24 protein-coding genes and 1 other RNA gene are annotated in these 26,236 nt (G+C 59.7%); 12 read left to right on the top strand and 13 right to left on the bottom strand.

Translation table 11 applies throughout. The annotated features are described in order from the left end of the window. Position 1: 1 nt before the first annotated feature. From BN1139_RS04475 to BN1139_RS04485, 3 genes are read right to left on the bottom strand one after another with little or no spacing between them, the layout of a single operon-like run. Complete coding sequence (locus BN1139_RS04475; protein WP_005351417.1) at positions 2-2,107, bottom strand: SLBB domain-containing protein; 2,106 nt, start codon at positions 2,105-2,107, stop codon at positions 2-4. Between the two features lie 18 nt (positions 2,108-2,125). Next, positions 2,126-2,542: a hypothetical protein gene (locus tag BN1139_RS04480; protein ID WP_005351415.1), complete on the bottom strand. Its 417-nt coding sequence runs from the start codon at positions 2,540-2,542 to the stop codon at positions 2,126-2,128. Then, the gene (locus BN1139_RS04485) at positions 2,539-2,889 is read right to left on the bottom strand and encodes an STAS domain-containing protein (RefSeq protein WP_005351413.1); all 351 of its coding nucleotides are present in this window, start codon (positions 2,887-2,889) and stop codon (positions 2,539-2,541) included. The genes BN1139_RS04480 and BN1139_RS04485 overlap by 4 nt, the downstream gene beginning before the upstream one ends. 338 nt (positions 2,890-3,227) lie before the next feature. Between BN1139_RS04485 and BN1139_RS04490 the strand changes: the two genes are divergently transcribed. Together BN1139_RS04490 and BN1139_RS04495 are read left to right on the top strand one after the other, a co-directional pair. After that, entirely contained in the window at positions 3,228-3,719 is a 492-nt protein-coding gene (locus tag BN1139_RS04490; RefSeq protein ID WP_005351410.1) for a putative pterin-binding protein, read from the top strand. 8 nt (positions 3,720-3,727) lie between these two features. After that, on the top strand, positions 3,728-5,554 hold the full coding sequence (locus BN1139_RS04495) for an ATP-binding protein (RefSeq protein WP_005351409.1): 1,827 nt from the start codon (positions 3,728-3,730) through the stop codon (positions 5,552-5,554). Between the two features lie 213 nt (positions 5,555-5,767). On the opposite strand, the gene BN1139_RS04500 is transcribed toward BN1139_RS04495, so the two are convergent. Next, positions 5,768-6,652, bottom strand: coding sequence for a LysR family transcriptional regulator (locus BN1139_RS04500; protein WP_005351408.1), 885 nt, complete (start codon positions 6,650-6,652; stop codon positions 5,768-5,770). Positions 6,653-6,860: 208 nt separating this feature from the next. Here BN1139_RS04500 and BN1139_RS04505 point away from each other — a divergent pair, with 208 nt between their 5' ends. The 3 genes from BN1139_RS04505 (at position 6,861) to BN1139_RS04515 (ending at position 9,750) form a co-directional block, all read left to right on the top strand. Beyond that, positions 6,861-7,997 carry an alpha/beta hydrolase gene (locus BN1139_RS04505; protein ID WP_005351407.1) on the top strand — a complete coding sequence of 379 codons (1,137 nt, stop codon included), beginning with the start codon at positions 6,861-6,863 and terminating at the stop codon, positions 7,995-7,997. A gap of 181 nt (positions 7,998-8,178) precedes the next feature. Further along, positions 8,179-8,529: a cyclophilin-like fold protein gene (locus BN1139_RS04510; RefSeq protein ID WP_013723803.1), complete on the top strand. Its 351-nt coding sequence runs from the start codon at positions 8,179-8,181 to the stop codon at positions 8,527-8,529. A gap of 96 nt (positions 8,530-8,625) precedes the next feature. Continuing rightward, positions 8,626-9,750 carry an MFS transporter gene (locus BN1139_RS04515; protein ID WP_021230267.1) on the top strand — a complete coding sequence of 375 codons (1,125 nt, stop codon included), beginning with the start codon at positions 8,626-8,628 and terminating at the stop codon, positions 9,748-9,750. Positions 9,751-9,883: 133 nt separating this feature from the next. Here BN1139_RS04515 and BN1139_RS20795 read toward each other — a convergent pair whose 3' ends face one another. From BN1139_RS20795 to BN1139_RS04550, 9 genes are all read right to left on the bottom strand, one after another. Then, positions 9,884-10,165, bottom strand: coding sequence for a hypothetical protein (locus BN1139_RS20795; protein WP_005351404.1), 282 nt, complete (start codon positions 10,163-10,165; stop codon positions 9,884-9,886). Positions 10,166-10,249: 84 nt separating this feature from the next. Further along, positions 10,250-10,346: signal recognition particle sRNA small type (ffs, locus tag BN1139_RS20800), an RNA gene on the bottom strand. Positions 10,347-10,448: 102 nt separating this feature from the next. Beyond that, positions 10,449-11,237 (bottom strand): sulfite exporter TauE/SafE family protein, encoded by a 789-nt coding sequence (locus BN1139_RS04520; protein WP_005351403.1) that lies wholly within the window; start codon positions 11,235-11,237, stop codon positions 10,449-10,451. Positions 11,238-11,343: 106 nt separating this feature from the next. Beyond that, on the bottom strand, positions 11,344-12,780 hold the full coding sequence (gene arcD, locus BN1139_RS04525) for an arginine-ornithine antiporter (RefSeq protein WP_005351402.1): 1,437 nt from the start codon (positions 12,778-12,780) through the stop codon (positions 11,344-11,346). Between the two features lie 358 nt (positions 12,781-13,138). After that, positions 13,139-13,918, bottom strand: a complete 780-nt coding sequence (locus BN1139_RS04530) for an SDR family oxidoreductase (protein ID WP_005351401.1) — start codon at positions 13,916-13,918, stop codon at positions 13,139-13,141. Positions 13,919-13,970: 52 nt separating this feature from the next. Further along, complete coding sequence (gene mmsB / locus BN1139_RS04535) at positions 13,971-14,873, bottom strand: 3-hydroxyisobutyrate dehydrogenase (RefSeq protein WP_005351400.1); 903 nt, start codon at positions 14,871-14,873, stop codon at positions 13,971-13,973. Between the two features lie 51 nt (positions 14,874-14,924). Continuing rightward, the gene (locus BN1139_RS04540) at positions 14,925-16,037 is read right to left on the bottom strand and encodes an enoyl-CoA hydratase/isomerase family protein (RefSeq protein ID WP_005351399.1); all 1,113 of its coding nucleotides are present in this window, start codon (positions 16,035-16,037) and stop codon (positions 14,925-14,927) included. Positions 16,038-16,055: 18 nt separating this feature from the next. After that, positions 16,056-16,838 carry an enoyl-CoA hydratase gene (locus BN1139_RS04545; protein WP_005351398.1) on the bottom strand — a complete coding sequence of 261 codons (783 nt, stop codon included), beginning with the start codon at positions 16,836-16,838 and terminating at the stop codon, positions 16,056-16,058. 135 nt (positions 16,839-16,973) lie between these two features. Next, positions 16,974-18,131, bottom strand: coding sequence for an acyl-CoA dehydrogenase family protein (locus BN1139_RS04550; protein WP_005351396.1), 1,158 nt, complete (start codon positions 18,129-18,131; stop codon positions 16,974-16,976). Between the two features lie 306 nt (positions 18,132-18,437). On the opposite strand from BN1139_RS04550, the gene BN1139_RS04555 reads away from it, so the two are divergent. Genes BN1139_RS04555 through BN1139_RS04585 form a run of 7 tightly spaced genes read left to right on the top strand, consistent with a single transcriptional unit; the run spans position 18,438 to position 26,187 of the window. Continuing rightward, positions 18,438-19,580, top strand: coding sequence for an isovaleryl-CoA dehydrogenase (locus tag BN1139_RS04555; RefSeq protein WP_005351394.1), 1,143 nt, complete (start codon positions 18,438-18,440; stop codon positions 19,578-19,580). Beyond that, positions 19,577-21,178, top strand: coding sequence for a carboxyl transferase domain-containing protein (locus BN1139_RS04560; protein WP_013723805.1), 1,602 nt, complete (start codon positions 19,577-19,579; stop codon positions 21,176-21,178). The genes BN1139_RS04555 and BN1139_RS04560 overlap by 4 nt, the downstream gene beginning before the upstream one ends. An 11-nt stretch (positions 21,179-21,189) precedes the next feature. Beyond that, on the top strand, positions 21,190-22,044 hold the full coding sequence (locus BN1139_RS04565; protein ID WP_041915409.1) for an enoyl-CoA hydratase-related protein: 855 nt from the start codon (positions 21,190-21,192) through the stop codon (positions 22,042-22,044). Further along, a complete protein-coding gene (locus BN1139_RS04570) occupies positions 22,041-24,011 on the top strand; it encodes an acetyl/propionyl/methylcrotonyl-CoA carboxylase subunit alpha (RefSeq protein ID WP_013723807.1) in 1,971 nt (656 codons plus the stop codon). The genes BN1139_RS04565 and BN1139_RS04570 overlap by 4 nt, the downstream gene beginning before the upstream one ends. Then, positions 24,008-24,976, top strand: a complete 969-nt coding sequence (locus BN1139_RS04575; protein WP_013723808.1) for a hydroxymethylglutaryl-CoA lyase — start codon at positions 24,008-24,010, stop codon at positions 24,974-24,976. Before BN1139_RS04570 ends, BN1139_RS04575 begins: the two co-directional genes overlap by 4 nt. A gap of 2 nt (positions 24,977-24,978) precedes the next feature. After that, on the top strand, positions 24,979-25,389 hold the full coding sequence (locus tag BN1139_RS04580) for a MerR family transcriptional regulator (RefSeq protein WP_005351385.1): 411 nt from the start codon (positions 24,979-24,981) through the stop codon (positions 25,387-25,389). A 36-nt stretch (positions 25,390-25,425) separates the two neighbouring features. Beyond that, complete coding sequence (locus BN1139_RS04585) at positions 25,426-26,187, top strand: substrate-binding periplasmic protein (RefSeq protein WP_005351383.1); 762 nt, start codon at positions 25,426-25,428, stop codon at positions 26,185-26,187. The last annotated feature ends 49 nt before the right edge of the window (positions 26,188-26,236 follow it).

Raw genomic sequence — 26,236 nt, forward strand, 5'->3', positions numbered from 1 at the left:
ATCAAAGCGTCCCGACCAGGGCCACCACCGAGATCGTGGTCAGGATGTCGCGCATGCCATCCATAAAGATGGCCCAGTTGCTACTTTTGCTATCAGGGATAAAGACGGTGTCCCCTGCGCGCAGCACCGGCAACTGGCTAAAGTCGGGCTCTTTGGCAAAGCCGTCGAGATCGAAGCTGCGGGCCTGATCCCCCTGACCACTGGTAGCCATGTTGATCACCACAATCTTCTTGATATAGGCGCTGCTGGTCGGGCCTCCCGCCTCTGCCAGCAGATCCAGCAGGGTCATGGAGGAGTCAAAGCGGTAGCGACCGGGACGGGCAATCGCCCCCAACACCCGAATGGTGTTCTCCTTGGGCTCATCGAGCCAGGGACGATTCTTCTCCGGCAGGTAGATGGAGTCGCCGGGCAGCACCTTGGGCAGCAAGGTTTCATCGCCGGTTTCAAAGTAGAGGGCAAGGTCGAGCTTGCTGACCCGCGCCGTGCTGCCACTGCGATGGGCGATGCGCACATTGCGCAGATCCGCCGCAGCAGTCGGACCATCGGCGGCCGACAGGATGTCGATAAAGCCCATCTGCTCATTGAAGGCATAGCGACCGGGGGCTCCGACCTGACCGAAGATATAGATGGAACTGTCCGGTGACTGGCGCACCCACTGGGACTTGTTGTCACTGGGATCGGTGGGCAGCTCGGGGATCATGATGGTGAATCCGGCCCGGATCTTCGGCAGGCTGGCCAGCGCCCCGCCCTGATGAAGGAACTTGTCGAGATCAAACAGGGTTGGCGTGGCCTGCCCCCCTTCGGCGGTCAGGATCTGCACCTTGGCGATATCGGCCCGCTCGTTGGGCCCTCCGGCGTGGGCGATCAGATCCAGCAGCGACATTTCGTCAGACCATTCATAGCGGCCCGGGATCCGCACCGCCCCCATCACCATCACCGCCCGCCCGGGTGCCACCTTCAACCAGGACTTCTCGTTGATATCGGTTTTTTCCGGCACAAAGATGGCATCACCGGGTTTGACTTGGGGCAGCGCCTTTTGCATCCCTTCGGTATAGGCCTGCAAGTCGATGGGTTCGATCGTGCCATCGGTGCGCAGCAAACGGATCTGGCGACTCTCGGCATAGCGGGTCGGGCCACCGGCATTGGCCAGAATATCGAGGAAGGAGTCCCCTTCCCGCCCCTCATAGGCGCCGGGTTTGAACACCTCGCCCATGATGTAGATAGTGCGTGCCCCCCGTTTTATCTGCTCTTCATCCTTGGGCACGAAGATGGTGGCGCCCGGCGCCAGATTGGGCAGCAGCTTGTTGTTGCCGGAGTCGAGATAGGCTTTGAGATCGAACAGTTCGGGGGCATCACCATTGATCACCCGGATCCGCTCCACCCCGGCAAAACGGGTTACCCCACCTGCCCGCATCAGCAGATCCACGATGGAGTTGCCACTCTTGAAACTGAAGGCGCCGGGGCTGTTGACCTCGCCAAACACCTTGATCGCCTTGCCGGTATCGCCATCCCCGCCTGCCGCCAGGGTTGCCGCATCAAAATCTATTTGCACGTTGCCGATCAGCGGAGAGGCGGGTACGAACACCACATCGAGGGATTGCAATGGCGGCAACACGCTGGCATCGCCGGTATCGAGATAACGCTTGTAGTCGAAGCTAGAGACCGTGCTGCCACGCCGCACCTGCATATTGTTGAGCTGGGCACCAGGCACCAGACCGCCAGCGGCATCGAGAGCCATCTGCACGTTGCCATCGGGCGCCAGATCATAACTGCCGGGTTTTTTGACATAGCCCATCACGCTGATCAGCAGCCGCTTCTCCAGCAAGGTGACGGTCAATTGAGAGAGGTTGTTGTAAACAGGTTTGAGGGCGGTGCGGATCAGCTCATCCGCCTGTTGCAGGGTCTTCCCCCCCACCACTAGGTTGCCGACTTCAGGCAGTGCAATCTCCCCCTGCTTGTTGATCTGGAAAGGCTGATCAAAAGCAGGCTCACCGGGTTGCACTATGGCCAACCGATCACCGGGAGCCAACAAGGTGGAGGCCAGTAACGGGCAGGTGAACAACAGCAAGAGAACACAGATCAATCCTTCGAGAGCGCCCCGTTTCATAGACATCCTTTTCGTCTGTTACGTCTGCCCCCATTGGCGTAAGGGGAGCCCTGACCAATCAGCACGACAGCCATCCGCTGTTGTCTGTTGCAGCCGCAAACGTACTTGTTGTAGTGATTGTGCCAGCACGGTCTGACGCCAGGCTACATCCGACCAGAGCCGTCCGTGCATATCCCGTTCGATATCAATACGTTGAGATTGTAGTCGTTTCAACTCGGCAGGCATACACCCCTGCAGACTCGCTTGCTTTAATTCCGTCAGCTGCAAGTCGAGTTCCTTCTGACGCTCATCATAACGAGACCAGACCCGCCGTTCATCCTCATTGACCGGAATACGGGTGGGTCTTGCCTCGGCCATGCCGCCATATCCCTCCGGCGGCCACTGCGCGCAACCCGACAGCAGAATGGACGAGAGCAGGATACCAAAGCGTTTCATGATGCAGTGGCCATCATGCCACGTGAACGCATATAGGCCTTGATGCTCTCATGGCAGGGGATCACCCGGTCGATATGCAACATCTCCAGCAGGTCATGAGGTTGACCGGGTCCACAGACAAGGGCCATCTGATGCCCGTTCATAATCAATCTTTTATAGAGAAATACCAAGGCTCCGATCCCCGACGAGTCGATAAAATGAACATCGCTGATATCGGCCAGGATATCTCCCGGGTGGGTCGAGAGGGTTTCAAACAACGGGCGGAGCTCACTGACGGCCATCGCGTCAAACTCGTTTTCCAGTACCACTACCTGGATATCATTAAGGGTGTAAGTCATGCTTTCCATCGCTAGCTCCTTGTCGATTCTCAGACTATTTGCTGTCACGGCATTCAGCACGCTGCAAATGTTATGCCGGGCAGTGCCACGGCACTTGTTCTCCAAATGATACTCTTTGCGCCTTATTCACCGACACCCACTCCTCGTTTTGATTGCCAAATTGCAAGTAACTTCCCCCGCTCGTTGCAAACTGCAATTCACCTTGGCCGAGATCGCCCGATAACAGGCTAAATGGCTGATAATTCAAGCCCATTAGACCGGGCCCGATTATTGCTTGCCTTTGGACACACTTCACAAGCCACCTTTGGCCCGGCCCCCATACCGCCATTTTCCAGGAAGGAGAGATCATGAAAGCAGGCCTTTACATCGCACCACTGTTGGCAGCCCTTTGCGGCACCGCATACGCAGCCCCCTCCCCTGACAGCGCCGTGTTGAAGGTTGAAGGCGCCATCAGCAGCCCCACTCATCAGGCTCTGGCTCTGTGGGACAGCGCCATGCTGGATCAACTGCCGGTACACGAAATCAAAACCCATACCCCATGGTATGACGAAGCCAAGACTTTTCGCGGCCCGCTGCTGCAAGATGTATTGGCCAAGGTCGGGGCAACCGGCAAACAGCTCACCATTACCGCGCTCAATGACTACTCGGTACAGGTGCCGACAAGCGATGCCGAGCAGTATCGGGTCATCCTCGCCCGCACGATCAATGGCAAGCCACTGTCGGTGCGCGACAAAGGGCCGCTGTTCCTTGTCTATCCGTTTGATCAATATCCCGAACTGCAAAACAAGCTCTATTACGGTCGGGCTATCTGGCAGATCAGTGCGATAAAAGTGGAGTAGATCCCATCATGCGTTCCATGGCGGCCAGTCAACGTTTCTTGTTTGTGGTGCTTTGTGTGCTGCTCCTTGCCTTTGCCGGTATTGGTACCATCCAGTACCGGCAATTTCAGGATCTGCAGCGCAGTACGAGCCAGGGCGAAGACAACGTGATGTGGAACTATTTCCAGCTCTATAACGAAGCGCTGCGTTTTCAAAGCTCGCTGCTCCATGAGTCGCAACCGACCTTCCAGCTCAGATACGATATACTGGTCAGCCGCATGGATCTGGTGTTGGAGAGCAAGGATCGCAGCCTGCTTCAGCAAACAGAGATCTACCAGCAGGCAAGCAAAGCCATTCGATCCTACATCTCTCTGGCGGATATCTGGCTCGGCCCGGAAGCCACCAAGCCGCTCGACAATCTTGCCCATCAGGAGCTGCGCCAACAGCTTGCCTCCCTGCTCCCCCAGCTCCATCAGCTGACTCTGGAGGTGAACCAGCAGGCGACCCTGTTTGATGTGGCGCGTCGCGACAGCGTGAGGGAGCAGATCATCACGACGACACTCATCGCAACCCTGCAATTTGCGCTGCTCTTTGTGCTCGCCCTGCTGATCTGGCGGCAAATGAATATCTCGTTTCTGCAGCACAAACTGATGCAGCAGCTCAATGACAAACTGCTGCGGGCAAATCAGGCGGCAGAGGCCGGCACAAGAGCCAAAAGCAGCTTTTTGGCCAACATGAGCCATGAAATTCGCACCCCCATGAATGGCATTCTCGGCATGCTCTCACTGCTGGCCGACCGGGATATGGATCCGAGGGAGCGAGACTATCTGGAGACGGCGCGCGAATCGGCAAACCATCTGCTCGGTCTGCTCAACGACATTCTGGATGTATCCAAGCTGGAAGAGGGCAAGATCGAGCTGCAACTGGCCCCCCATCACTTGCCCCAGCTGCTGGAGGATATCCGGGCCCTGATGCAGAGCAACTGCGATGCAAAAGGGATCAAGCTGACACTCACTGTCGCCCCCGATACGCCGGAGTGGTTGATGATCGACCCGCTGAGGGTGCGCCAGATCCTCTTCAACCTGGTGAGCAACGCCATCAAGTTCACCCATCAGGGAGAGGTCAATATTCGCGTTGATAGCACCCTGTTGGAGCAGGATCGCCACTCGATACGCATCTCGATCCAGGACACCGGGATAGGCATGAGCAAAAGTCAGCTAAAGAACCTGTTTCAACGTTTCGCCCAGGCGGATGTCTCGATCACCCGCCAATATGGCGGATCGGGCCTGGGACTTGAAATATCCCGTAACCTCGCACGCCTGATGGGCGGCGATATCTCGGTAGAGAGCAGCGAGGGACATGGCAGTACTTTTACCTACATCTGGCCCGCCAGAGCCACGACCCCCTCGATTGTTTGCCTGCCGTCCAAGCCGCTGGATCAGGAGAGCTATCGCATCTTGCTGGTTGATGACAATGCCACCAACCGCAAGGTGATCGGCGCCATGCTCGACTCCGTGGGTCATCAGGTCACACTGGCCGTTCAGGGAGAAGAGGCGCTGGAGAAACTGGGTCACACCGAATTTGATCTGGTGTTGATGGATGTCCAGATGCCAGTGATGGATGGCCTGGTGGCCACCACCCGGATCCGCACCTCCCAGATGCCTTGGGCAGATATCCCCATCATCGCCCTGACGGCGGATGCGATGCCGGAATCCAAACAATACTATCTTTCCCATGGCATGAACGGGTATATCACCAAGCCCATCAATAAAGAGACGCTGCTAAGCGAGATAAACAGACATATTTCCCATGGTCGGCTCAAATACAACGCAGCCATGCGTGTCACCAAGCAATAAAACCGCGGATTCCGGGCTACTGATTGCTGATGTGGGGCAACATTGATCTCTGCAGGCAACTGAATGGGCTTGGGTCTGGAATGCACACAGGCAAGCCGCTTCGCAACAGCTGCACGGGCCGTCAGCTTGTCTCGGGTATGCAGGGATTTTTTGATCTGTACAGATCTAGTAATCCCCTCCCTACAACGTCCAGACCAGAGTGAATGACTATATTTATGTTTTTAATGCATCAATAACCACTCTTAATGCGGGTGAAACATTCCGGTGGGGATAATAGAGGTACAGACCAGCCAAACGGTGACTATAGGGTTTCAATACCTGGATTAAGATGCCGCGCTCAAGTTCATCGCTCACCAATTCCTCTGGCACATAGGCCAGTCCCAGCCCCATTTTGGCAGCAGCCGCCTCCATATAACTGTCAGAGAAGACCCACTGCCCCTGTGGTCGATGCTTAATCGCCTTCCCCTCTTGCCACAGTTCCCATTGATAGAGGCTGCCATCGGCAAATTGGTAAGCGATACAGGGATGTCCCGCCAGATCGGCAGGCGCCTGGGGAAATCCGTATTGAAGAAAATGATCTGGTGTGGCTACCATCACCATCTCCAGATCGGGCGTAATGCGCACGGCCACCATCCCCTCATCCACCTCGTCACCCAGCCGCACGCCAGCATCAAAGCGTTCATCGATGATGTTCACGAAGCGGCTTTCACTGATGAGTTCCAGCCGAATATCGGGATAACGCTGCCTGAAGATGGTCAGCTTGGGAAGCAGCACCTTGTCGATGGCATGTTGGCTGGCGTTGATCCGTACCGTGCCTGAAGGGGTATCACGATAGTGGGCGAGCGTGGCCAGACCCGCATCAAGGGACTGAAAACAGCCCTGCGCCGTGCGGTACAACTGCTCACCCGCTTGGGTTAAGGAGAGGCTGCGGGTGGTGCGCATCAGAAGCTGCACCCCGAGCCTGGCCTCGAGATCCCGAATCGTTCGGCTGACCCCGGACTGGGCAAGCTCCAACCTAGCTGCGGCCTTGGTAAAACTCCCTTCCCGAGCGACCAGCATAAAGACGTGGAGATCGTTGTAATTCTCGCGGCCTGTCATTTTGTTCACCCCCTATGTTCCTGTCCGCCACGACCTGAGTCAGGTGGCGTCAGACGTCTTAATTTAGAACAAATAAGCATTAATGTTATCAAAAAACCGCCTCTAATCATCACTATTCGTTCTAACTAGACTGTGTGTCGTGGTTCACAAAACCAGCCCTCCACCACCAGGACCACGCATCAGAAATCCGATTTCGAGGAACTTTGCCATGAATGTTCTCCCCAAGAAACTGACAGCTATCGCGTCTACCCTGCTGCTGGGCGCCGCATTAACCGGAGTCTCTACATTGAGTCATGCCCAAACAACCAATCCCACTGAACCTGTCTCCATGGTCACCCAATGGGACAAGACCTTCACCCAAAGCGACAAGGTCGATCATCGCAAGGTCACCTTCAAGAACCGTTACGGCATCACTCTGGTGGCTGACCTCTATCTGCCGAAAAACCGGGGAGACGCCAAGCTGGCGGCCATTGCTCTGAGCGGCCCATTTGGTGCCGTAAAAGAGCAGTCGAGCGGCCTCTATGCCCAGACCCTGGCTGAGCGTGGTTTTGTCACGCTGGCGTTTGATCCCTCTTACACCGGTGAGAGTGGCGGCCAGCCGCGTGATGTGGCCTCGCCAGACATCAACACCGAAGATTTCAGCGCCGCCGTCGATTTTCTCGGCCTGCAAAAAGAGGTCGACCGCAACCGTATCGGTCTACTGGGGATTTGCGGCTGGGGTGGCATGGCCCTCAATGCCGCCGCTGGCGACACCCGCATCAAGGCGGTGGCAACCAGCGTGATGTATGACATGAGCCGGGCCATGGGGCATGGGGTGGGCGATGGCAAGGATCGATTTTCCACCGCCGATCGCCGCGCCGTGCTGGCATACCTGAATGAACAACGCTGGAAAGATGCGGAAAGTGGCACCTATGCCCATAGCAATCATGACCTCTATGTCGATGACAAGGGAAATGTCACCGCTGCCGCCCGCACCCTGCCAGAGGTTCTGCCGGAAAACCCGCACCCGGTACTCAAGGAGTTCTTTAATTACTACCGTGTACCGCGTGGTTTCCATGCCCGTTCTGTCAACTCCAACGGGGCCTGGACCACTACCATGCCGCTGTCATTCATGAATATGCCGCTGCTGAGCTATGCAAGCGAAATATCCATTCCCACCCTGATCGTGACCGGTGAGCAGGCTCACTCTCGTTACTTTGCCGAAGATGCCTTCAAGGCCGTTGGCAGCAAGCAAAAAGAGCTGGTCGTTGTGCCTGGCGCCAATCATGTCGACCTGTATGACAACCAGGCTGGCAAGATCCCGTTCGCCAAGTTCGAGCAGTTCTTCAAGACCAACATGAAGTAAGCGTCGAAAACGCGGCGGCCTCTTCGCCGCGTTTTCTCACTGGTTTCGACGCCACCATTCACGTCACATAGGGAGAAGCTCAATGATCAGAGGAGTGTTTGTTGGCGCGATGGCTCTGTTGCTGGGGGTGACCTGCACAGCAACCGCTACAAGTACTGAGGCTCAGAGCAAGGTAGATAGTATGAACATCAAGATGACGATAGCCGGCCAGATCATCACGGCCACCCTGGAAGAGAGTCACAGCACCCGGGAATTTTTTGCCATGCTCCCCCTGGCGCTGCCCCTCGAGGATTACGCCGACACCGAGAAGATTGCTTATCTGCCCCGCAAATTGACCACACAGGGCGCCCCAAAAGGCATTGACCCGAACGTGGGGGATCTCACCTATTACGCCCCGTGGGGCAATCTGGCGATCTTCTATCGGGACTTTGGCTATTCGACCGGACTGATTAAGTTAGGGCGCATTGAATCGGGTCTCTCCCACCTGACCACAACCTCGGCCGCCAGCATCACGATCGAAGCAATCGAATAAGCCCATATTTCACTTTCAGGTCATGCTATGAACGTAACATCGTTATCATCACATACACCCGCTGTCGTCAACGAACACTGGTCTGCGGTTGCCGCCATGTCCCTGTGTGTGGCACTGCTCATTGCCGCCGAGTTTATGCCGGTCAGCCTGCTGACGCCGATCGCCACCGATCTAGGTGCCAGCAATGGCATGGCCGGTCTTGCTATTGCCATCTCCGGCCTGTTTGCCGTCCCGACCAGTTTGCTGATCGCACCTCTATCTCACAGGCTGGACCGACGTCATGTGCTCATGGGGCTAGCCGTCGTGATGCTGACCTCTTTAATCGTGATCGCCCTAAGCCCCAACTTTACCGTGCTGATGGTGGCACGCGCTCTGCTCGGGATCGTTATCGGCGGTTTTTGGGCGCTGGCAACCGCCACCATCATGCGGTTGGTCTCCAGCCAATCCGTCCCCAAAGCGTTGGGCATCCTGTATACCGGCAATGCGGTCGCGACCGCCTTTGCGGCCCCCATTGGCAGTTACTTGGGTGGACTGATCGGCTGGCGAGGCGTGTTCTGGCTGCTGGTACCGTTGGTAGTGATCAACCTGCTGTGGATGGTACTTTGCCTGCCTTCCATGCACTCCCAAGCACGCCCGCACAGCGCATTTCGCCTTATGCGCAGACCCAACGTCGCCATTGCCATCATGGGCGTGACGCTGACCTTTGCCGGCGCCTTCAGTGCCTTTACCTATTTTCGCCCCTTCCTGGAGACACGCACCCAGGTCGACCTGCCACAACTCTCGGCGCTGCTGCTGGCTTTGGGGCTGGCCGGTTTTGTCGGCACCACAGCGGTAAGCATGCTGCTGCGCCGTCATCTTTACCGGATGCTGCGCTGGTTGCCACTGGTGCTAGGCGTTATCACCCTGGCGCTGCTGGCGGTGGAGCATCACTTCTGGAGTGTGGCCCTGATGCTGATCCTCTGGGGCGCCCTTAACTCCGCCATTCCGGTCGCCTGGTCAGCCTGGATCACCCAGGGCATCTCAGATTCACCCGAGAGCGGTGGAGGCCTGATGGTGGCAGCTATTCAGCTGGCGATCACGTTGGGGGCTGCCGTGGGGGGGTGGTTACTGGATTCCCTCTCTATCAGGGCCACCTTTATGGGCAGTGCCCTGTTACTGACCGCCGCCTCCATGGTGGTCGGCAATGGCAGCCGACTAAGGCCCGTCACGCTTGACCAGTAAGTTGACCCATCCGTTAGCAAATCCATTCGCCATCGCACAGTGCAATTTCACCCAGCGCCTTGATGAAGTAGCCGATGTAGTTCTTCTGGTTGCTGAGCTCTTTCGGTGCCCAGGAGAGGGCCTTCTCTTTTTGCTAGCGGTCACACGAGACCGACAACAGCGGAGCAAGCGGTTTGGCCGCCGGAACAGCAGGCTTGATATTCGGCTGAGGTTGAGGGTTATCTGGCTCGCTTGTGGGTTGCAGAACTGGCTTAGCTTTAGAACGCACACAGGCAAGCCGCTTCGCAACAGCTGCACGGTCCGTCGGCTTGTCTCGGGTATGCAGGGATTTTTTGATCTCTTTACGACGACCACAGGGGAGCGTGGTGACTTTCCGGTAATACCAGATGCCGTGGGGACTGAGCCAGAGATTCATCGATGAGCTCCTCGTCGTCCACACAAAGTGGATGACCAAGGGCTTTAGGAAGCTAACTTATTGAATTGCAGAAACAAGTGGTGGCCCTACCAGCCACATCCCGGCACTCGAGTCCCCCGCCTTGGCTGCTACCTTCCGGTCCTGACCAGGTCGACGGGTTATCAATGCGAGAGGACCAATAGGACCACCGGCGAGGAGAATAGGCAAACTGGGCGTTCAATGCAACGGCTTTCTACCCTCCAACAGATCGTTTGCCTTATTTTTCAACAATCTGTCGAATGAATCAGCTAAACAGCATAAATTTCGCCCCTACCAGCAGCATCAGCAGGGCAAAGGCCTGCTTGAGGCGTGTGGGTGACAGGCGGTGTGCCAGCTTGGCGCCAATGCGGGCGAACTGGGTACTGGTCAGCACAATGCCCAGCAGGGCGGGCAGATAGATGTAGCCCACACTCCACTCGGGCAGATCGGCATGATCCCAACCCGCATAGAGGTAGCTGAGGCTCCCCGCCAGCGCGATGGGCATGCTGCAGGCTGCAGAGGCCGCTACCGCATTGCGCATTGGCACCGAGTTCCAGCTCAGATAAGGGACGGTCAGCGAGCCACCGCCAATACCAAACAGCGCCGACATCCAGCCAATGATGGTACCGGCGATGCCTGTGCCGAGCGGACCCGGCATATGGCGTTCCGCTGTGGGTTTAAGGTTGAGCCCCATCTGTAGCGCCATGCTCCAGGCGAAACAACCGATGATGATATTGAGGGTGCTGGTGCTGAGCAGATTGGCGGTCATGCCGCCAAGCCAACCCCCGATCAGCATGCCGGCGCCGAGTCGGCGGATCATCACCCAATCGACGGCGCCCGCCTCCCGGTGGGCCCGCAGCGAGCTGAATCCGGTAAAGATCATGGTGGGCAACGAGGTGCCGAGGGCCAGATGGGTAATGATTTCAGGGTCTATGCCCTGGGCGCGAAAGGTCATGACCAGCACGGGGACAATGATAAGACCGCCGCCGATCCCGAACAGTCCCGCCAGCATACCGGCAAAGGCGCCCAGCAGGAGGTAACCCATAAACAGCATAAAAATTCCTGTGTTAAACAAAAACTGGCCAACACGGCCGGGCAACAGTGGATATCTGCATGAAAAAAAAAGAGATGGCGCGAGGGCCATCTCTTCATTGTGCCGGTTAGTGCAGTGGAATGGTACCGTCCATCACCTTGTAGAAGGCCAGCACGGCACAGCCGAGCAGGGCCGCCGTCATCCCCTGCTCCAACCGGTTAAGGCCGCGCAGACCGTGATGCTGACGCGCCTTCCAGTAGATGAAGATGCCCGGGCTGTAGAGCAGCGCCACCAGCAACAGGTACTCCACACCGGCTGCGTAGACCAGCCAGCAGCCGTAAACCGTCGCCACCAGGGCCAGCAGCAGGTCACGCTTGCGCTGATGGGGTTGATCCTGATAGGTCTCCCCTTTCAATGCCAGTTTCAGACCATAAGCGCCAGAGAATACATACGGCACCAGCGCCGCCGAGGTCGCGATGTTGACCAGCGCCAGATAGGTGCTGCTCTGGAAGTAGATGATGATCAGGAAGATCTGCACCAGACAGGTAGAGCACCAGAGGGACACCTGTGGCGAGCCGTTCTTGTTCTCCTTGGCAAACCAGCCCGGGAAGACGCCGGTCTTGCCTGCGATGTAGGGCACTTCAGCGGCCAGCACGGTCCAGCTGAGCAGAGCCCCCATCACCGACACCACAAGACCAATGTTGATAAGCCAGGCGCCCCAGGGGCCGACCACGGCCTCGAGGATCATGGCGGTCGAGGGGTTCTTGAGCGCCGCCAGTTGCGGCTGGCTCATGACACCAAGCGAGAACAGGGTCACCATCACATAGAGTGTCAGGGCGCCGAGCAGCGCCAGCACGGTGGCACGGCCCACATCCTTGCGATGACGGGCACGGGCAGAGACCACCACGGCCCCTTCAATCCCGATAAAGACCCAGAGGGTCACCTTCATGGTGGACTTGACCTGATCCATCACGGAGCCCAGCTCCATGTTGTTCTGGCCCCAGATATCCAGAGTGAAGGTATCCATGTTGAAAGCCAGCAGGATCGCAACACAGAAGACGATGAGCGGCACCATCTTGGCGATGGTGGTGACGATATTCACCAGCGCAGCAACCTGTACCCCGCGCAGCACCAGCGCATGCACCGACCAGATCAGGATGGAGGCCAGCGTGATGGCGACCGGCGTATTGCCGTCACCGAAGATGACGTTGTCCGGCGTATCGAAGAAGTAGCTCAGGGCGCTGAACACCACGATGGCGTAAGAGACGTTGGCCAGCAGTTGGCAGAGCCAGTAACCCCAAGCGGCGTTGAAACCGATGAAATCGCCGAAACCGGCTTTGGCATAGCTGAAGATACCGCCATCGAGATCGGGGCGGCGCATGGAGAGGTTCTGATAGACCAGCGCGAGACAGATCATGCCAAGACCGGTGATGGCCCAACCCAGGGCGACCGCCCCGGCACTGGCATGCGCAGCAATGTTTTGTGGCAGACTGAAGACCCCGGCGCCGACCATGGAGCCGATCACCAGCGAAATGAGGGCGCCCAGCCCTAGTTTCTTGTCCATTTCAATCCTGTTTATTTAGGCGGCGGCAGAGCGTCCGTATTCATACTGCGCGCAATATGGGAGGGGCTGGGAATCCTGACCCCGTGAAAAAGGCGGCAACTATATTGCATGACTATTCCGACCGCAATCCCTCGTCCCGTCAATCATGCACCGCCTTGACCGCGCGCAATTTTACAGCACTGACCCATATGGCCTGTGAGCTGGCTCAAATTAACCAAGACCCATTGATATTTCTCATTTTTCTGCCAACACAACCTGACTCGCATGGTTCCTATGCATCGCCATTCAGGCACTCTCTGTATAAATAATCTGCATAAAAAAGCCCCGGTGGAAACACCGGGGCCCATTATGTAAATCCCTATAAACGCAAACCGCCATCCAGTTCTATCATCCTTCCCGACAGATAGTCGTTGGCAAAAATAAAGCTCACCGTCTCGGCCAGCTGTTGCGCCTCGCCAAGGGTGCCGACCGGAATGGCCTGCTGCATCCGTGCCATCGCCTCCGGCTTCATCGCCGCCGTCATGTCGGTGGCAAACACCCCGGGGGCAATCCCCATCACCCGAATGCCATGGCGCGCCAACTCCCGCGCCCAGGTCACCACCAGCGAGGCAACCCCCGCCTTGCTGGCGGCATAGTTGCTCTGGCCAATATTGCCGGCGCGGGCGATAGAGGAGATGTTGATGATGACGCCCCCCTGCCCCTCTTGCGCCATCAGCGCCGCCCCCTCGCGACCGCAGAGGAAGGTACCTGTGAGGTTGACGTCAATCACACTCTGCCACTGGGCCAGCGTCATCTTCTCCACCAGCTCACCCTCTTTCACCTTGATCAGCATGCCATCGCGCAAAATGCCGGCGCAGTTGATAAGACCGTGCAGTACTCCAAAACGCTCCTTGATGGCAGCAAACACGGCCTCGACCTCGGCTTCGCTCGCCACATTGCAGACAAACAGCTCGCACTGGCTATCTTGATCACACTGACCATTCTGGCTGTGAATCATGGCGGCGGTCGCCTCCAGATCGGCGCGATTGATGTCGAGCAGCGCCAGCGTCGCCCCCTGTGCGCCCAGGGCCAGCGCAATGGCCCGTCCCAAGCCACGTCCGGCACCGGTAATAACGATGACCTTATCTTTGATATCCATCAATGCTCCTTGTAGCTGGTCGAAGGGAGATGCCTTGAAGAGAGGTGGCCCGTCAGGCGGGATCCTGTTTATCCAGATAGAGTTCGACGATGCTGGAGAAATCGCGCCCCCCCTGCCCCTGAGCGGCATGCAGGTTGAACAGGTTGCGGGCCAGCGCACCCATGGGCACAGCGCTGTGGCCATGCTCGGCCAGCGCCATGGCCAATCCCAAATCTTTCACCATCAGCCGGGTCATAAAGCCCCCCTGATAGTTGCGGGCGGCAGGGACATTCTCCATCACCCCGGGCCAGGGGTTGTAGCGCTCCAGACTCCAGTTGTTGCCGGAGCTCTTGCCCATGATGGTGGAGAGCACGGCGGGATCCAGCCCCTCCTTCACCCCGAGGGCCAGCGCCTCGGCAGTGCCCGCCATATGGATCGCAAGCAGCATGTTGTTGCACATCTTGGCGATCTGCCCGGCACCCAGCGTCCCGGCGTGAAACAGGTTCTGCCCCATGCAGGCGAGCAGAGGTTTCGCCGACTCGAAATCCGCCCCATCGCCGCCAACGATAAAGGTGAGCGTCCCGGCGGCCGCACCGGCGACACCGCCCGAGACAGGGGCATCAATAAAGCGCAAACCGCGGGCGCGGGCCGCTTCCCCGACCTGACGGGCAGAGTCGACATCTATGGTGGAGCAGTCGATCACCAGTGCACCAACCGGCAGGGCTGCCAGCAGATCCTGCCCCTCAGACAACCAAAGATCGCGCACATGCTCCCCCGCAGGTAGCATGCTGATCACCACCTCGCAGCCGGTCACCGCCTCACGGGCATCCCCCGCTGCGATACAGCCAGCGGCGATGGCGCGCTCAATGTTTTGGGCAACCAGATCAAACACCTGCACCGTGTGCCCGGCCCCGGCCAAATTGGCCGCCATGGGGCCGCCCATGTTGCCGAGCCCGATAAACCCTATCCTTGTCATCCCGCTTGCTCCTTGCGTTGCTGATGGCGGCGTCCGCCGGTTGCCAACCTGTTATTCCTTGCAGGCCAACGGATTGCGCCCCTGCGGCCAGCGATAGAACTCGTCCAGCCACTCCCCCTCCGGTGGCAACCGTTGCCAGCGGGGATCTTTATCCTTGTCGATCAGCAGTGCCCGTACCCCTTCCACAAAATCCCCCTTCAGCACGCAGTTGACCGAGAGGGTCAGCTCCTCGGCAAATACCTCTGCCAGTGAGTTGCGGCGAGCCTGCCAATATTGGCGCCACAAAATGGCGCGGCTGATGGGGCTGCCAGTGCGGCAGAGCTGCTGCGCCTGCTGGAGTACCGTCTCCTGTTCATCGAACTGAGCTTCGAACAACCGCGCCAATACCCCTTGCAGCGTGCGTCCCGCCAGCAAGGCATCGATCCTCTGTTGATGGGGCAGCAATACTGGCGCTGGCAAGCGGGCCGCCACCTCACGGTGCAATCCCCTGAGCAGCAGATCGATCTGCTCACGGGGATCACCACTGCCAGTCCAGTCGAGTACGGCGAGGTGTGACAGCAGCGCACTGTGCTCGCCACTGGCGATGGCGTGATCCGCCAGCCCAAGACCGATGGCATCACTCCCGTTGAAGCGGGCGCCAGTCAGACCGAGCCAGAGCCCGAGTCGCCCCGGCATCCGGCTTAAAAACCAGCTTGCCCCCACGTCGGGGTAGAGGCCGATGGTCACCTCCGGCATGGCGAACAGGCTTCTTTCGGTCACCACCCGAAAATCGGCTCCGGCAAACAGGCCAATGCCGCCCCCCATGCAGATACCGTCCGCCACGCAGATCAGGGGCTTGCGGTAAGAGTGGATGTGGTGGTCGAGCCGGTACTCCTGCTCGAAAAAGTCGCGGGCATATTCGAACAGTTCCGATCCGCTTGCCTCCTGTTTGCGGTAATAGAAGGAGCGGATATCGCCACCGGCACAAAATGCCTTCTCACCCGCCCCCTGCAACAGCACACAGACGATGGCGGGATCCTGCTCCCAACGGGTCAGCGTCTGTTGCAGGATCTGGATCATCGGCAGGCTCAATGCGTTGAGAGACGCCGGGCTGTCGAGGGTCAACACCCCGATCTGATGACCATCTTCGGTGGGATAACAGCTAACCTTGACCGGCTCACTCATAAACGGCTCCGTATGGATTTATTTTGTTGGGCCATATTGCCAGCGCGGTAAGCGTTTCTCCAAGAAGGCGGCCACCCCTTCACGCTGATTGGCATCGCTAAAGAGATCGAGAAACAGCGACCGCTCAAGGGGCAAGGCGGCATCCCGCGGACCACTGCGGCCCTGATTGATCAGGGTTTTGCAGGCGCGCAGGGCGCTCGGGCTCTGGCGCTCCACCAGATGGGCCATCTGGTGCGCCGCCTCCCACGCCTGACCGGTTTTCACCACCTCCTCCACCAGCCCCATCTCGTAGGCCAGCGAGGCACTCACCTTCTCACCGCAGAGGATCATCCGCTTGGCCCAGCCCGGCCCCACCAGCTCGGTCAGGCGCTGAGTGCCACCGGCACAGGGAAGCAAGCCCACCGAGGCTTCCGGCAGTCCCAGCAACGCCTGCTGCTCGGCGATGCGGATATCACAGGCCAACGCCACTTCCAGGCCACCGCCCATGGCATAACCATTGATGGCGGCGATACTGACGCCATGAAAACGGGCCAGCGCCTCGAAGGCCTTGCCAAAGGCCTCGGCTACTTCGCGGGCCAGCTCGACATTCCCCTCGACAAACATATTGAGGTCGGCACCGGCGCAGAAAAATTTGTCGCCCGCACCACGGATCACCAGCGCCACCACATCGGGACGACTGTCGAGCTCCACCATCATCTGCAAAAAGGCCTGCAGGCTGGCGAGGGTCCAGGTGTTGGCAGGGGGATGGTCGAGAGTGATATAGGCCACGTGGCCATGATATTCGAGTCTGATCCTTGTCATAACATTGTCCTTGTCGATGAAGCTGCCGCCATGATGACAGGCTTGAATGACACCAACCTGTGGCTGGCTCACAAAGCCGAAACCGGCATGGTGCAAATCGGGTGGCAGTAGACACCCCCTTGATGCGACCACCGGTTAGCCCAGCGTCAAACCGGGATCAGCCAGCATGCGGCGCGCGATGATGAGTCGCATCACCTCGTTGGTGCCCTCCAGAATGCGGTGCACCCGGGTATCGCGCAGATAGCGCTCGAGCGGATACTCGCGGATATAACCATAGCCGCCAAAGAGTTGCAGAGCCTCATCACAGATTCGATAACCCACATCGGTGGCAAACCGTTTGGCCATGGCACACCAGGCACTCTTGTCCGGAGCCCCGCGATCCAGCTTGTCGGCGGCCTGACGCACCAGCAAACGGGCGGCAGCCAGCTCGGTCGCCATGTCGGCCAGGCGAAACTGCACGCTCTGGAATTCGCTGATCGGGTGACCAAATTGCTGGCGCTGCTGCACATAAGCCAGCGCATCGTCCAGCGCCTGCTGGGCGGTGCCCACCGAACAGGTGGCAATATTGATGCGCCCCCCATCAAGGGCCTGCATGGCGAACTTGAATCCTTCCCCCTCTTCGCCCAACCGATAGCTGGCAGGAATGCGAACCCCATTAAAGACAACCTCCCGGGTCGGCTGGCTGTTCCAGCCCATCTTCTCTTCTGCCTTGCCATAGCTCACACCGGGGGCATTAGCCGGCACCATAAAGGCAGAGATCCCCTTCGCACCTTCACCACCGGTACGGGCCATCACCACCAGCACATCGCTGCTGCCTGCTCCCGAGATAAAGACCTTGGTCCCCTCGATGAGGTAGCAGTCACCCTCGCGCACCGCACGGGTCTTGAGTGCAGCAGCATCGGAACCCGCCCCCGGCTCGGTGAGGCAATAGGAGCCCAGCAATTCGCCGCTAGCCAGTTTGGGCACCCACTCCTTGGCAACCTCGGTGGGCAACCAGTTACCCAGCATCCAGCTCACCATGTTGTGAATGGTCAGATACGCAGTAGTCGAGGTACAGCCCATGGCGAGACGCTCGAAGATGAGGCTCGCATCGAGGCGCGGCAGCCCCAATCCGCCAAACGGCTCCGGGGTATAAAGACCGCAAAACCCGAGCCCGGCCGCCTGCTTGATGGTCGGGATCGGAAACTCATGCTCCTTGTCCCAGCGCGCGGCATGGGGTTTGAGCGCCTCATCGGCAAAGGCGGCGGCCGCCTCCACATACGCCTGTTGATCATCGGTCAGGGTAAAATCCATCTTGTCGTTCGCTCCCTTGTTGCCCCGCGCTTACTTTCCTGAGTTAGTGCTTTATGACGCGGCGCCCACACGCTGCGTCAGTCGGCTCTGCCACTATGGCGCTGTTGTCGTGGTAGCTGATGACGTTCTCACTACCACCTCTCCATCGACACACAACAGATTAACAATTGATTTACGTTTACGCTAACGTAAACTTATGGCAGAAGTGAAGTACAAAAATGGACCGACCACTGCCAGCCTTGAAGCCGAGTCAGCCGGTCGAACCAACCTTCCTACCCGATTGTCATATCCGCAAGGAGAGCATGGATGCAGATGGATGAGACCCTGAATGCCCTGACCGAACAGGTTGCGGCCTTCTGCCAGAAAGTGATCGCCCCGCGCGCCAGCGAGATCGATCAGAGCAACGCCTTTCCCCGTGATCTCTGGCCCCGGATGGGTGAACTGGGGCTGCACGGCATCACGGTAGCAGAGGAGTATGACGGGGTGAATCTCGGCTATCTGGCCCACGTGCTGGTGATGGAACAGGTAAGCCGCGCCAGCGCCTCGGTCGGCCTCTCCTATGGCGCCCACTCCAATCTCTGCATCAACCAGATCCACCGCCACGGCACGGCGGAACAGAAAGCGCGCTACCTGCCACCGCTGGTGAGTGGCGAGCATGTGGGGGCACTGGCCATGAGCGAGCCGGGCGCAGGCTCCGATGTGGTCAGCATGCGCCTCACCGCGGAGCGCGAGGGCGATCACTTCGTGCTGAACGGCAACAAGATGTGGATCACCAACGGTCCCGATGCCGACACCTTCGTCATCTATGCCAAGACAGATACCAGTGCGGGCCCCAAAGGAATTTCTGCCTTTATCGTTGAAGCCGGCACTCCCGGTTTTTCTACCGCCCAGAAGCTCGACAAGCTGGGGATGCGCGGCTCCAGCACCTGCGAGCTGGTGTTCGACAACTGCCGGGTGCCGCAGGAAAACCTGCTGGGCACCCTGCACGGCGGGGTCAAGGTGCTGATGAGCGGGCTCGATTACGAGCGGGTGGTGCTGGCTGCGGGCCCCCTTGGCATCATGCAGGCCTGTATGGATGTAGTGCTGCCCTATGTGCGTGAGCGCAAGCAGTTTGGTCAAGCCATCGGCGAGTTCCAGCTGGTACAGGGCAAGCTCGCCGACATGTATACCCGCCTCGCCAGCAGCCGGGCGCTGGTCTATTCGGTGGCGAGCGCCTGCGATCAGGGCCACACCAGCCGTAAAGATTGCGCCGCCGCTATCCTGTTTGCCGCCGAAAATGCCACCCAGATGGCGCTCGATGCCATCCAGCTGCTCGGCGGCAACGGCTACATCAACGAATACCCCACCGGCCGTCTGCTGCGGGACGCCAAGCTCTACGAGATAGGTGCTGGCACCTCGGAGATTCGCCGCTGGCTGATTGGTCGCGAGCTGATGGGAGAGAACGCATGAGTCGTATCCACTCCCGTCTCGACACGGCGAGCCCGGAATATGCAGCCAATCGGGCCGCCATGCAGGGGCTGGTCGACGATCTCCATGCCCGCATTGCCGAGATCGCCCAAGGAGGCGGCGCGGCCAACAACGCCCGCCATCAGGCCCGTGGCAAGCTGCTGCCCCGCGAGCGCATCAATCAGCTGCTGGACCCGGGCTCCCCGTTTCTCGAACTGTCGGCGCTGGCTGGCTGGCAGGTCTATGACGAGCCGGTGCCCGCCGCCGGCATCATCACCGGCATCGGCCGGGTCTCGGGCAGGCTCTGTATGCTGGTGGTGAACGACGCCACCGTGAAGGGCGGCACCTACTACCCGCTCACGGTGAAAAAGCACCTGCGCGCCCAGGCCATCGCCGAGCGGCTGCGTCTCCCCTGCCTCTATCTGGTGGATTCCGGAGGCGCCTTCTTGCCGATGCAGGACGAGGTGTTCCCCGACCGGGATCATTTTGGTCGCATCTTCTACAACCAGGCCCGCATGTCGGCCCAGAATATCCCGCAGCTGGCGGTGGTGATGGGGCTCTGCACCGCAGGCGGCGCCTACGTGCCTGCCATGGCGGACGAGTCGATCATGGTCAGGGAGCAGGCCACCATCTTTCTGGCAGGCCCGCCGCTGGTAAAGGCCGCCACCGGTGAGGAGATCAGCGCCGAGGCCCTGGGTGGCGCCGAAGTACACTGCGCCCACTCTGGAGTTGCTGATCATATGGCCCGTGACGATGCCCACGCGCTAGCCATCGCCCGCACGCTGGTTACTCATCTGGGTAACGAGCCGATAGAGAGCAGCCCCGGCTACGAGCCCCCCTGCTACCCCATAGAGGAGCTCTACGGTCTGGTGGGCACCAGTCTCAAACGCCCTTACGACGCCCGCGAACTGATTGCACGACTGGTGGATAGCTCTGACTTTGACGAATTCAAGGCGCTGTTTGGCACCACTCTGGTGACCGGCTTTGCCCGTATTTGCGGCATGGAAGTGGGGCTCCTCGCCAACAACGGCGTGCTGCACAGCGACAGCGCCCAGAAGGGGGCCCACTTTATCCAACTCTGTAACCGGCGTGCCATCCCGCTGCTCTTTTTGCAGAACATCACCGGTTTTATGGTGGGGAGTAGCGCAGAAAAAGAGGGGATCGCCAAGCACGGCGCCAAGCTGGTGACCGCAGTGGCCTGCAGCCGGGTGCCAAAGATCACCCTGATCATCGGCGGCAGCTTTGGTGCCGGCAACTACGGCATGTGTGGCCGCGCCTATGAACCCGATTTTCTCTTTAGCTGGCCCAACAGCCGTATCTCTGTCATGGGTGGCGAACAAGCTGCCGGAGTGCTGGTGCAGGTGCGTCGCGACAAGCTGACTGCTGAGGGCAAAGATTTGAGCGAGCAGGAAGCGGCCGCCATCCGCGCGCCCGTGATCGAACAGTATGAGCGCCAGGGTCACCCCTACTACGCCAGCGCCCGCCTCTGGGATGATGGCGTCATTGACCCGGCCCAGAGCCGCACCGTACTGGCGCTGGCGCTCGCCGCCTGTCAGGGGGCCCGCGCAGAACCCGAGCAGTACGGCATCTTCCGGATGTAAGGAGCAAACCCATGTCAGATCCACTTACTTCCTCAGCAATTGGCTCTTCAACACAGGGCCCGTTTCGGCTGGAGCGGCACGGCCCATTGGCCGAACTGGTGCTGTCGCGCCCGGCCCGCCACAACGCCTTTGATGCCGACCTGATGCTGGGGCTGCTCGACTGCCTCGATGATCTGGCCCATCTCCATGGTCATGATCTCGCCGAACGCCCCCACGCCCTGCTGCTGCGGGCAGAGGGCAAACACTTTTGCGCGGGTGCCGATCTCAACTGGATGCGCAATCTGGCTCACGCCGATTTTGAGCACAATCGCGAAGACGCCCGGGTATTGGCGCGGCTGATGCAGACCCTCGACGAGCTCCCTTTCCCCACGGTAGCGCTGGTGCAAGGGGCCGCCTATGGCGGGGCGCTGGGGCTGATCTGTGCCTGCGATCTGGTGCTGGCCAGCGATGATGCCCGCTTCTGCCTCTCAGAGGTAAGCCTGGGTCTGGTGCCTGCGGTGATAAGCCCCTACGTGGTACGTGCCATGGGAATGCGTCAGGCGCGCCGCTACATGCTCAGTGCCGAGCCGTTCGATGCCATTACCGCCTGTCGGCTCAATGTGGCACACCAACTCTGCAAACCGGATCAACTGCTGGCGGAGGGACGGGCGCAGGCCCTGCGTCTGTGCCGCAACGGGCCGGAAGCGATGAAAGAGACCAAACGACTGCTGGCGGCGATAGAGGCCCATCCTTCCCGCCTGCACGAAGAGAAAACTGTCGAGACCATTGCCCGGGTTCGGGTGGGACTCGAAGCCCAGGAGGGGATGCAGGCCTTCTTCGACAAACGCCCTCCCGCCTGGCGTCCCCGTTTCAAGGATGAGACATGACCCATCACACTCAGATTAAACGCCTGCTGATTGCCAATCGTGGCGAAATCGCCGTGCGCATCATCAAGACGGCGAAACGCCTCGGCATTCACACCATCGCCCTCTACTCCGATGCCGACGCCCATGCCATGCACACCCGTCTGGCCGATGAGGCCTGGCATCTGGGGCCCGCACCGGCCAGAGAGAGCTATCTCGACACCGGCAAGGTGCTGAAGATTGCCAAAGAGGCGCGCGCCGATGCCATCCATCCCGGTTACGGCTTTCTGTCGGAAAACAGCGATTTTGCCACCGCCTGCGAACAGCGCGGCCTGCGCTTTGTCGGCCCAAGCGGCGCCGCCATTCTCGCCATGGGCGACAAATCGGGGGCCAAGGCGCTGATGCAGGCTGCCGGCGTACCTGTGCTGCCCGGCTATCACGGCACGGATCAGCGGCCGGACTTTTTGCGCGATCAGGCGAGCCAGATTGGCTTCCCGCTACTTATCAAGGCAGCCAGTGGCGGTGGTGGCAAGGGGATGCGTCGGGTCGATCAGCTGGCCGACTTTGACGAGTCGCTGGCGGCAGTCAAACGGGAAGCCAAGGCCGCCTTTGGTGACGATCTGGTGCTGCTGGAGCGCTATCTGACCCAGGCTCGCCACGTGGAAGTACAGGTCTTTGCCGATAGCCTCGGCAACGCCATCTATCTGGGGGACAGGGACTGCTCCTTGCAGCGACGCCATCAGAAGGTGATCGAAGAGGCGCCCGCCCCCGACATCCCTCCGGCTCTGCGCCGCGCCATGGGGGATGCGGCCGTGGCCGCAGCCAAAGCCATCCATTATCAGGGGGCTGGCACCATCGAGTTCCTGCTCTGCAAGGATGAGTTCTTCTTTATGGAGATGAACACCCGGCTGCAGGTGGAGCATCCGGTCACCGAAGCGGTAACCGGGCAGGATCTGGTGGCCTGGCAGCTGGCCGTGGCCGAAGGCAAGCCGCTGCCACTCACTCAGGAGGAAGTTGTGCTGCGCGGCCATGCGGTGGAGGCGCGCCTCTACGCCGAGGATGTGGCAGCCGGTTTTCTGCCTGCCAGCGGGCCCATCCACTGGCTCCACTGGCCCGTTGGCGTGCGCATCGACACCGGCGTCACCGCTGGCGATGAGGTGAGCCCCTATTACGATCCCATGATCGCCAAGCTGATCGCCCACGGCCAGAACCGCGCCGAGGCGTTCGCCAAACTGGCAGATGCGCTGGCGGCACTGGATCTCGGGCCGCTGGTGCACAACGGCCCGCTGCTGCTGCGCCTGTGTGAAGAGCCCGACGTCCTGGCCATGGGCCACCATACCCAGTGGCCCATACCCACCACAGCACGGCCCATTCCTGAGCTCGCCTGGCCGCTGGCAGCCCTCTGGCTGGCGAGCCGCCCTGCGGGCACCTCCCCCTGGCAGCAAGCCTGCGGATTTCGGCTGGGGCCGGATCGCTGCTGGACAGCGGCGGTGCGCATCGGTGATGAGCACCGGGTATTGACCCTTAACGATCATGGCGGCCAGTTTGAGTGGCAAGGGGAGACTCATTGCTACCAGAAAGGTGACGATAATATCCGGCTGCAGCAGGGTGGCTGCTGGCAACAGCTCCCCATTCAGACGGTCTCAGGCTCGGAGGCTGCCTTCATCATGACCCTGGCGGGCCTGCGCATCCGCTTCGCGGCCGATGATCGGCAGCACAGCCATCATCATGATCAGACAAATGAGAAGGCGCAGGGCGCCATCGCCCCCATGCACGGCATAGTGGTAGCCGTGATGATCGAACCTGGCCAAACGGTCAGCAAGGGGCAACCCCTGCTGGTGCTGGAGGCGATGAAGATGGAACACCAGTTGCGTGCAGAGCGGGACGGGGTAATTGAAGCCCTGCAGTGCAAACAGGGCGAGCAGGTAAGCCAGGGAACCGTGCTGGTGCGCTTTGCCGAAGAGACTGCTTCACAGGAGGAACACCCATGAACCGATCACAGGACGTCCGTGACGACAGGGTCAGTCTGGTGGAGATGGGGCCGCGCGATGGCCTGCAAAATGAAGCTGCGCCCCTCTCCCTGGTGCAGCGGCTGGAGCTGATCCAGCGCCTTACCGACAGCGGCCTGCAACGCATCGAGGTGGGTGCCTTTGTCTCTGCCAAAAAAGTGCCGCAGATGGCGGACTCCGCAGCGCTGTTCGAGGCACTGCCGCGCAAGGGCTCAACCCGTTACGGCGCTCTGGTGCCCAATCTGCAAGGCTTGCAGGCCGCCATTGCCGCCCGCGCCGATGAGATTGGCCTCTTCACCGCCTGCTCCGACGGTTTTACCCGCGCCAATATCGGCATCAGCGTGGAGGAGTCGCTGGTGCGCTTCGCCCCGCTGGTGCAGGAGGCGCGCCGCCTCGGCATCAAGGTGCGCGGCTACCTCTCCACCGTCATCGCCTGCCCGTTCGATGGCCCGACCCGCCCGAAACGAGTCGCTGCCATGGCCGAGCAGTTGCTGGATCTCGGCTGCCACGAAATTTCGCTGGGGGACACCATCGGCGTCGGCACCCCGGGCACGGTGGCGCCCATGCTGGATGCGGTGCTGCACGAGATCCCGGCGGGGCGACTCGCGGTCCATTTTCACGACACCTACGGCCAGGGGTTGGCCAACCTGCTACCCGCGCTGGAGCGGGGTATTCGCACCATCGACTGCTCGGTGGCAGGCCTTGGCGGCTGCCCCTATGCGCCGGGCGCCTCCGGCAATGTGGCGTCAGAAGAGGTGGTCTACCTGCTACACGGCCTTGGCATGACGACGGGGGTGGATCTCGACAAACTGGCGGCCACCGGCCAGTGGGTGAGCGAGCAGCTCGGCCGCGCCAACGGCTCGCGGGTCGGTCAGGCCTTGCACGCCAATGCCGAACGGCTGCGTGCCCGCCTCTGCGAGCCACACGCCCAGCAACAGGAGTCATGATCATGTCCCGTTCCCTGCCCGGCAAGGAGATCACCTACAGCATCTCGGAGCTGGCCCACGAATTCGATGTCACGCCGCGCACCATCCGCTACTACGAGGATGAGGGGCTGCTCACTCCCCAGCGGGAGGGGCAAACCCGCATCTACAGCCATCGGGACAAGATCCGGCTCAAGTTGACCCTGCGCGGCAAACGGCTGGGGTTTAGCCTGGCCGAGATCCGCGAGCTGTTCGATATGTACGACACCGACAAATCGAGCAAAACCCAGCTCCACTCCATGATCCAGCTGATCGAGGCAAAACGCGGCGCCCTGCGCCAGCAACTGGAGGATATCCAGATGGTGATGGCCGAGCTGGAAGCCGCCGAACAGCGCTGTGTTAATTCCCTTAACAGCTTGAAAACTGGCGCAGATTAACCGAATCTGGGAGCAAGCTTTTGCCTTGGGGATCCCATGAGATATTGGTGCTGGTTTTTGCTCTTGTTCAGCCTCTCTGGCTGGAGCCATCCCCTCATCAAGGTTGGTGGATACCCCTATGCCCCCTTTGTGATCAAACTCCCCGATTCCCGCTATGAAGGGCTGACTCTGGAGCTTATCGACCAGCTCAATGCCGTGCAGAAAGAGGTGACCTTCGTCTTTGTTCCCACCTCGGCCGTCAACCGTTACAAGGCGCTCGATCTGGGCCGTTTCTCGCTGATGCTGTTTGAAGACACCAAGTGGGGCTGGGACACCGATAAATTCAAGATGACAGCCCCATTCCTCGGTGGTGGCGAGGTCTATGTGGCACTGCGCAAAACGGGCCGGGATCAGCACTTTTTTGACGATCCTGCCAGCCATCACCTCATCGGGGTGACCGGCTATCACTACGGCGTCGGCCAGTTCAAAGCCGATCCCCTCTACCTGCAGCGCAAGCTCAATATCACCCTGGTCAAAGACAACGTCAGCGCCCTGCAAGCGCTACTCAAAGGGCGCGGCGAGGTAGCCATTCTCAACGTTTCGTACCTTAACCAATATCTGCAGGCCAATCCCGACACAGCCGACCAGCTGCTGATCTCGCAAAAATGGGATCAACAGTATCAACACCGCGCCATCCTTCACCCTGAGGCCCCCATTACCCCTGCACAGCTGGAACAGTGGCTGGCAGCGCTGCAACAAAAGGGTGAACTGGATCGCCTTTGGACAAAGTACGGCGTACAACAGCACGCAACCCCATGATTACTATCCAGCTTTTCTGTACCATGGCGGGAACCAAATGGGAGTGCAC

Source organism: Aeromonas veronii bv. veronii, from assembly GCF_000820225.1.
Lineage (GTDB): Bacteria > Pseudomonadota > Gammaproteobacteria > Enterobacterales > Aeromonadaceae > Aeromonas > Aeromonas veronii.

What these genes read in the sequence shown, in the direction of transcription:
- BN1139_RS04570 (WP_013723807.1), top strand. Translation starts at nt 22,041, where the DNA reads ATGACCCATCACACTCAGATTAAACGCCTGCTGATTGCCAATCGTGGC.
- BN1139_RS04540 (WP_005351399.1), bottom strand. Translation starts at nt 16,037, where the DNA reads ATGAGTGAGCCGGTCAAGGTTAGCTGTTATCCCACCGAAGATGGTCAT.
- BN1139_RS04565 (WP_041915409.1), top strand. Translation starts at nt 21,190, where the DNA reads ATGTCAGATCCACTTACTTCCTCAGCAATTGGCTCTTCAACACAGGGC.
- BN1139_RS20795 (WP_005351404.1), bottom strand. Translation starts at nt 10,165, where the DNA reads ATGAATCTCTGGCTCAGTCCCCACGGCATCTGGTATTACCGGAAAGTC.
- BN1139_RS04585 (WP_005351383.1), top strand. Translation starts at nt 25,426, where the DNA reads ATGAGATATTGGTGCTGGTTTTTGCTCTTGTTCAGCCTCTCTGGCTGG.
- mmsB (WP_005351400.1), bottom strand. Translation starts at nt 14,873, where the DNA reads ATGACAAGGATAGGGTTTATCGGGCTCGGCAACATGGGCGGCCCCATG.
- BN1139_RS04530 (WP_005351401.1), bottom strand. Translation starts at nt 13,918, where the DNA reads ATGGATATCAAAGATAAGGTCATCGTTATTACCGGTGCCGGACGTGGC.
- BN1139_RS04580 (WP_005351385.1), top strand. Translation starts at nt 24,979, where the DNA reads ATGTCCCGTTCCCTGCCCGGCAAGGAGATCACCTACAGCATCTCGGAG.
- BN1139_RS04500 (WP_005351408.1), bottom strand. Translation starts at nt 6,652, where the DNA reads ATGACAGGCCGCGAGAATTACAACGATCTCCACGTCTTTATGCTGGTC.
- BN1139_RS04550 (WP_005351396.1), bottom strand. Translation starts at nt 18,131, where the DNA reads ATGGATTTTACCCTGACCGATGATCAACAGGCGTATGTGGAGGCGGCC.
- BN1139_RS04485 (WP_005351413.1), bottom strand. Translation starts at nt 2,889, where the DNA reads ATGGAAAGCATGACTTACACCCTTAATGATATCCAGGTAGTGGTACTG.
- BN1139_RS04545 (WP_005351398.1), bottom strand. Translation starts at nt 16,838, where the DNA reads ATGACAAGGATCAGACTCGAATATCATGGCCACGTGGCCTATATCACT.
- BN1139_RS04555 (WP_005351394.1), top strand. Translation starts at nt 18,438, where the DNA reads ATGCAGATGGATGAGACCCTGAATGCCCTGACCGAACAGGTTGCGGCC.
- BN1139_RS04505 (WP_005351407.1), top strand. Translation starts at nt 6,861, where the DNA reads ATGAATGTTCTCCCCAAGAAACTGACAGCTATCGCGTCTACCCTGCTG.
- BN1139_RS04560 (WP_013723805.1), top strand. Translation starts at nt 19,577, where the DNA reads ATGAGTCGTATCCACTCCCGTCTCGACACGGCGAGCCCGGAATATGCA.
- BN1139_RS04510 (WP_013723803.1), top strand. Translation starts at nt 8,179, where the DNA reads ATGAACATCAAGATGACGATAGCCGGCCAGATCATCACGGCCACCCTG.
- BN1139_RS04515 (WP_021230267.1), top strand. Translation starts at nt 8,626, where the DNA reads ATGTCCCTGTGTGTGGCACTGCTCATTGCCGCCGAGTTTATGCCGGTC.
- BN1139_RS04475 (WP_005351417.1), bottom strand. Translation starts at nt 2,107, where the DNA reads ATGAAACGGGGCGCTCTCGAAGGATTGATCTGTGTTCTCTTGCTGTTG.
- BN1139_RS04495 (WP_005351409.1), top strand. Translation starts at nt 3,728, where the DNA reads ATGCGTTCCATGGCGGCCAGTCAACGTTTCTTGTTTGTGGTGCTTTGT.
- BN1139_RS04490 (WP_005351410.1), top strand. Translation starts at nt 3,228, where the DNA reads ATGAAAGCAGGCCTTTACATCGCACCACTGTTGGCAGCCCTTTGCGGC.
- arcD (WP_005351402.1), bottom strand. Translation starts at nt 12,780, where the DNA reads ATGGACAAGAAACTAGGGCTGGGCGCCCTCATTTCGCTGGTGATCGGC.
- BN1139_RS04520 (WP_005351403.1), bottom strand. Translation starts at nt 11,237, where the DNA reads ATGCTGTTTATGGGTTACCTCCTGCTGGGCGCCTTTGCCGGTATGCTG.
- BN1139_RS04480 (WP_005351415.1), bottom strand. Translation starts at nt 2,542, where the DNA reads ATGAAACGCTTTGGTATCCTGCTCTCGTCCATTCTGCTGTCGGGTTGC.
- BN1139_RS04575 (WP_013723808.1), top strand. Translation starts at nt 24,008, where the DNA reads ATGAACCGATCACAGGACGTCCGTGACGACAGGGTCAGTCTGGTGGAG.